This is a genomic window from Kitasatospora sp. NPDC056783 (assembly GCF_042789895.1).
In the GTDB taxonomy this organism is placed as follows: Bacteria; Actinomycetota; Actinomycetes; order Streptomycetales; family Streptomycetaceae; genus Kitasatospora.
In genome coordinates this window covers 1-4,759 of record NZ_JBHUAF010000519.1, presented here as the reverse complement: position 1 = coordinate 4,759, position 4,759 = coordinate 1, and the positions used below count along the sequence as shown (strand labels likewise).

The 4,759-nt window shown below is 78.0% G+C and carries 2 protein-coding genes; both read right to left on the bottom strand.

The genetic code is table 11. The annotated features are described in order from the left end of the window. Positions 1-35: 35 nt before the first annotated feature. The gene (locus tag ACFRMQ_RS38280; protein ID WP_380735496.1) at positions 36-2,444 is read right to left on the bottom strand and encodes an ATP-binding protein; all 2,409 of its coding nucleotides are present in this window, start codon (positions 2,442-2,444) and stop codon (positions 36-38) included. A 458-nt stretch (positions 2,445-2,902) separates the two neighbouring features. Further along, a partial coding sequence (locus ACFRMQ_RS38275) for an AAA family ATPase (protein WP_380735495.1) occupies positions 2,903-4,759 on the bottom strand: 1,857 nt, incomplete at its 5' end.

Sequence of the window (4,759 nt, the reverse complement as noted above, 5' to 3'; positions counted from 1 at the left end):
CCCCGGGGGCGGGCACGGGCTCCCCCGGTCTCCGGTCAGTGCCGGGCGCCCGGCGAGCGGAGGCCCTCCGCGCTCAGGTCGGTGAGCGCCTCGGTGAGCAGTTCGCGCGCCTCCTCGGCGCGGTCCTGCTCGATCAGCGCGGTGCCCAGTTCGGTCAGGGTCTTGGTCATGCTGTCCGGGCGGCCCACCGCCTCGAAGTGCGCCAGGGCCTGCCGGTAGGCCTTCTCGGCGGCCGGCCAGCGCTTCAACGCCGCCCGGTCCAGGCCGAGTTCGTGCGCGGTCATGGCCGCGAGCAGGTGGATCAGCGGCGAGGACCAGCGCTCCACCAGGTCCAGCGCACCGGCCAGGGCCCGGCGGCGCGACTCCACCGCCTCCTCCGCCCGGCCGGACTCCCGCAGGCAGTTGGCCGCGCCGCGCAGGGTGACCAGCCGGCCGATCATCGCCGAGCGGCCGGCGACCTCCGCGAAGGCGTCCGCCGCCCGGTGGAAGGCGTCGGTCGCCTCGCGGTGCCGCTGGAGGTAGCGCAGCCCCGACGCGAGGTAGGTGAGCGCCCAGCCCTGCTGCTCGCGGTCGCCCACCGCGACGGCCAGCTCCAGGGCCTCTGAGGCCAGTTCGACGCCGCGCTGATAGCGGTGCAGACAGGTGACGTACGTCCAGGCCAGGTAGTTGACGTGCACGGCTTCGAGTCTCCGGTCGCCGAGCGCGCGGGCGGCGTCCGCCGAGAGCTGGAACACCTCGGCCCAGATGCCCCAGCTCAGCAGCCGGTCGGAGAACCAGTGCATCGCCTCGGCGGTGTCCACCACCTCCCGGTACCTGCCCGCCCGCTGCGCCTGGTGGAGGGCGGCCAGCCACTCCGGGTGCTCGTACTCCAGCCAGGCGGCCGCCTCGGTGAGGTGCGCGGGCGCGGAGCCTCCGGTGCCGGCGCCCTCCCTGGCGTGGTCGGGGTCGAACCGCAGCCCGTACTCGGCGGCCCGGCCCAGGATCCAGCGGCCGGCCCGGGTACGGGCCTCCGCCAGCTCCTGGGCGGTCTCGTCCGCCGCCAGCCGCTCGCCCGCGTAGAGGCGCACCAGGTCGTGCAGGCGGTAGCGGTCCGGGGCGGCCGACTGCATCAGCCCGGCGTCCACGAGCTGCTCCAGCACCAGCTCGGTTCGGGCCGCCGGACGGCCCGCGTAGGCCGCGGCCAGCTCTGCGGTGAAGTCGGCTCCGGCGGTCAACGCGCAGCGGCGGAGCACGAGTCGGGAGTCGGCGGGCAACCGCCGGTAGGACAGTTCGAAGGCCGGGCGGACGGCCAGGTCCCCGGTCTCCAGCAGGTCCAACCGGCTCTCCTCGGCGGTGAGCTGGCGCACCAGGTGGGCGACCGACTGCTGAGGGCGGGCGACCAGCCGCTGCCCGGCGATCCGCAGCGCGAGCGGCAGGTACCCGCAGAGCCCGGCCAGTTCGGCGGTCGCGTCGGGCGCGGCCTCGACCCGCTCGCGGCCGGCGATCCGGGCGAGCAGGGCGGCCGCCTCGACCGGGGACAGCACGTCCAGGCCCAGCCGGTGCACCGACTCCAGACCGGGCAGCACGTTGCGGCTGGTCACGATGGTCACGGCCGGGCCGGAGCCGGGCAGCAGCGGGCGCACCTGGCTCTCGTCGGCGGCGTTGTCCAGCACCAGGACGAGCCGCCGCTCCCGCACCAGAGCCCGGTAGAGGCCGGCCCGCTCCTCCGTCCCGGCGGGCACCGCCGCGTCGTCGACACCCAGGGCGCGCAGCACCTGGCCGAGCGCGTCCCGGGCCGGCAGCGGCTGCGGGGACATGCCGCCGAGGTCCAGGGAGAGCTGACCGTCCGGGAAGCGCGGGGCCAGGGCGTGGGCGGCGTGCAGCGCGAAGGAGGTCTTGCCGAGGCCGGGCTGACCGCTGATCAGCACCACCCGGGGGTGTGCGGGGTGCTCGTCGTCGGCCAGGCCGGCGAGCAGCGCGAGGGCGTCCTCGCGGGCGGTGAAGTCGGCGATGTCACGGGGCAGCGCGAGGGCGCTCTGACCGGTCTCGGCGAAGGCCGCGGCCAGGTCCTCGACGCGGGGCGCGTCCCGGTCGGCGGCGGCCGTACGCGGAAGAACCGTACGCGGAAGGGCCGTGTCCGGGTCGGTCGCGCGCGGGACGGCGCGACGGGACCGGGCGGGGCTCGCGGCGGAGACCGGCCGCACCCCGCGCGGGCGCCCGGCCTGCGCGGCCCGGTCCAGCTCCTCCGCCCGCGACCCGTCCAGCCCGAGGGCCTCGGCCAGGGCCCGGACGGTGCGCCGCTGCGGTCCCCGGGTGCGGCCGCGCTCCATGTCCCCGAGGGCGCGCAGGCTGACCCCGGCCGTGGCGGCGAGTTCCTCCTGGGTCAGACCGGCCGCCACCCGGTGCCCGGCCAGCAGACTGCTGAACTCGTTCGCGTCCGTGCCCGTGCCGCCCCCGGCCGCCATGCCCCGCCCCCGCTCGTTCGGTCCTGCGCAGTTCCGCACTTCTGCCTGGAGTCGCCTCCGGCGGATCTCTCCAGGCAGAAGTATGCCCCGGCGCGGGAGTTCCTCCCAGCCGACCGCCGACCAGGGTGTCCGCCCAGGTCAGAACGGGTTCGAGTGGGCGGTCCGGTCGGGCGGGAGGCGGTTGTGCCACGGGGGAACCGCCGATGGTTCCGCCTGTGGTTCCGCTGGTCGAACAGCGGTTTTCCGCCACTGTCGGCGGGGCGGGGCGCGGGTGCGACGAAGGACCGGACGAGGGGCGCCACGACGCCGACGGCAGACCGACGGGGGCCAGGGCCGGCGGCCGGAGGCGGCGCACACCGGGCAGCCCGCCGCGCCGGACGGCGCACCGCCGAGGGTGGCGCGGAGCAGGGGCGGCGGGCGACCACGGCAGCCCACGGCGACAGCCGCACAGCGGCCGCTCAGGCCAGCCGACGCTCCGCGCCGCCCTCGGCGGTGCGCCCCAGGGAGTCCAGCAGGTCGGCGAGCAGGCCGTGGGAGCGGGCCTCCAGGGCCTGGTCGCCGACGGCGCGGCCGAGGGCGACGGCGAGCCGGGCCGAGGAGAGGGCGGCCTCCCGGCGGCCGAGGGCGTGCAGCGCGCGGGCCCGGCTGTGGGTGGCGAGGACGGCCTCGGCGCCCCCGGAGCGGGCGGCGGCGATGCGCACCGCCTCGTCCGCGTGGCGCAGGGCAGGCCCGGGGTCGCCGGCCAGGACCAGGGCGTCGGCGAGGCCGGTGAGCGCGCGGACCAGGAGGTGCCCGGTGGCCGGGGTGCGGGCGGCGGCCACCAGGTCGCCGAGCATCGGCACGGCCCGCTCGTACCGGCCGGCCCGCAGCAGGGCGGCGGCCACCCGGCTGCGGCACTGGTGGCGCAGCGCCACGTCGCCGGCCCGGTCGGCGGCCTCGACGGCGCGCTCCAACTGGTCGGCGGCGGTGCGGTGGGCCGCGCGGGCGACGTGCAGGACGGCGAGGTCGGTGGCCAGCCGGGCGATCGCCGCCTCGTCGCGGTCCGTGTGCGCGGCGCTCAGCCCGGCCTCGACCACGGCCCGCCAGTGGGCCCGGTCGTGGCCGGTGCTCTCGTACAACAGGCCCGCGCGGTGGGCGAGTCGCCAGGCCGCGCCGAGCCGTCCCTGCTGCTCCGCGCAGAGCACGACGGCGCGCAGGGCGCTCTCCTCGCGGCGGAACCAGTCCGCCGACCGCGCGCCGGCGTCGGCCGCCGTGTCCTCGGCCGTCCAGTCCGCGGTGACGTCGAGGTAGTGGGCGATCAGCCGGTCGAGGGCGAGGAAGCGTTCGTCGCAGCCGAGTTCGGCGGCCTGCGCCGCGGCGTGGCGGCGCACCAGCTCGCGCCGGACGTACCGGCCGGGCGTGGTCTCCTCCAGCAGGTGGACGGCGTCGAGCCGGGTCAGCAGGGTGCGGGCGGTGGCGGGCGGGAGGTCGGCGAGCGCGGCGGCGGTGTCCGCACCGATCTCCGCGCCGGGGTGCAGGCCCAGCAGAGTGAACAGCCGGGCGGCGGCGGGCGGCAGCGCGCGGTAGGTGCGGTCCAGCGCGGTGGTGAGGCCGGCCGGGCCGCGGGCGGCGCCGGTCCCGGTGCCGGAGAGGGCGGCCAACCCGGTCTGCTCGTCGGCGAGGTCGGCGGCGAGGTCGGCCGGGGACCAGTCGGGCCTGGCGGCCAGCCGGGCGGCGGCCAGGCGCAGCGCGAGCGGCAGGTGGTCGCAGCGCTCGGCGAGTTCGGCGACCGCCTCCGGTTCGTCGGCGGTGCGTTCCGCGCCGAGGGTGCGGGCGAGCAGTTCGGCGGCCTCGGCCGGGTCGAGCGCGCCCAGCGGCAGCGGGATGCCGCCGGTGTGGACCAGCAGGTGGCGCAGCCGACTGCGGCTGGTGACGATCGTGACCGGGGCCGGCTCGCTGTCGGTGGCCGGCGGATCGGGCAGCAGCGGGACGAGTTGCCCGTACGAGGCCGCGTCGTCCAGGACGACCAGCATCCGTCGGCCGGCGACGAGTTCGCGGTAGCGGCGGGCGCGGTCCGCGGGTTCGGCGGGCAGCGCGTCCGGGGCGACGCCGAGGGCGGTGAGGAACTCGCCCAGGACGTCGGCGGGTTCGCGCGGCCCGTCCGGGTCGAAGCCGCGCAGTTCGGCGCGGAGGATGCCGTCCGGGAAGTACGCGTCACCGCGGCGGGCCGTCCAGTGCCGGACCAGGCTGGACTTCCCGACCCCGGCGGGGCCGGTGACCAGGATCGGGCGGCCGTCCCGGGCGGCGGGCAACTCCTGGTCCAACCGGGCGAGTTC

Coding starts and splice junctions, on each gene's coding strand:
- ACFRMQ_RS38280 (WP_380735496.1), bottom strand. CDS start 2,444: ATGGCGGCCGGGGGCGGCACGGGCACGGACGCGAACGAGTTCAGCAGT.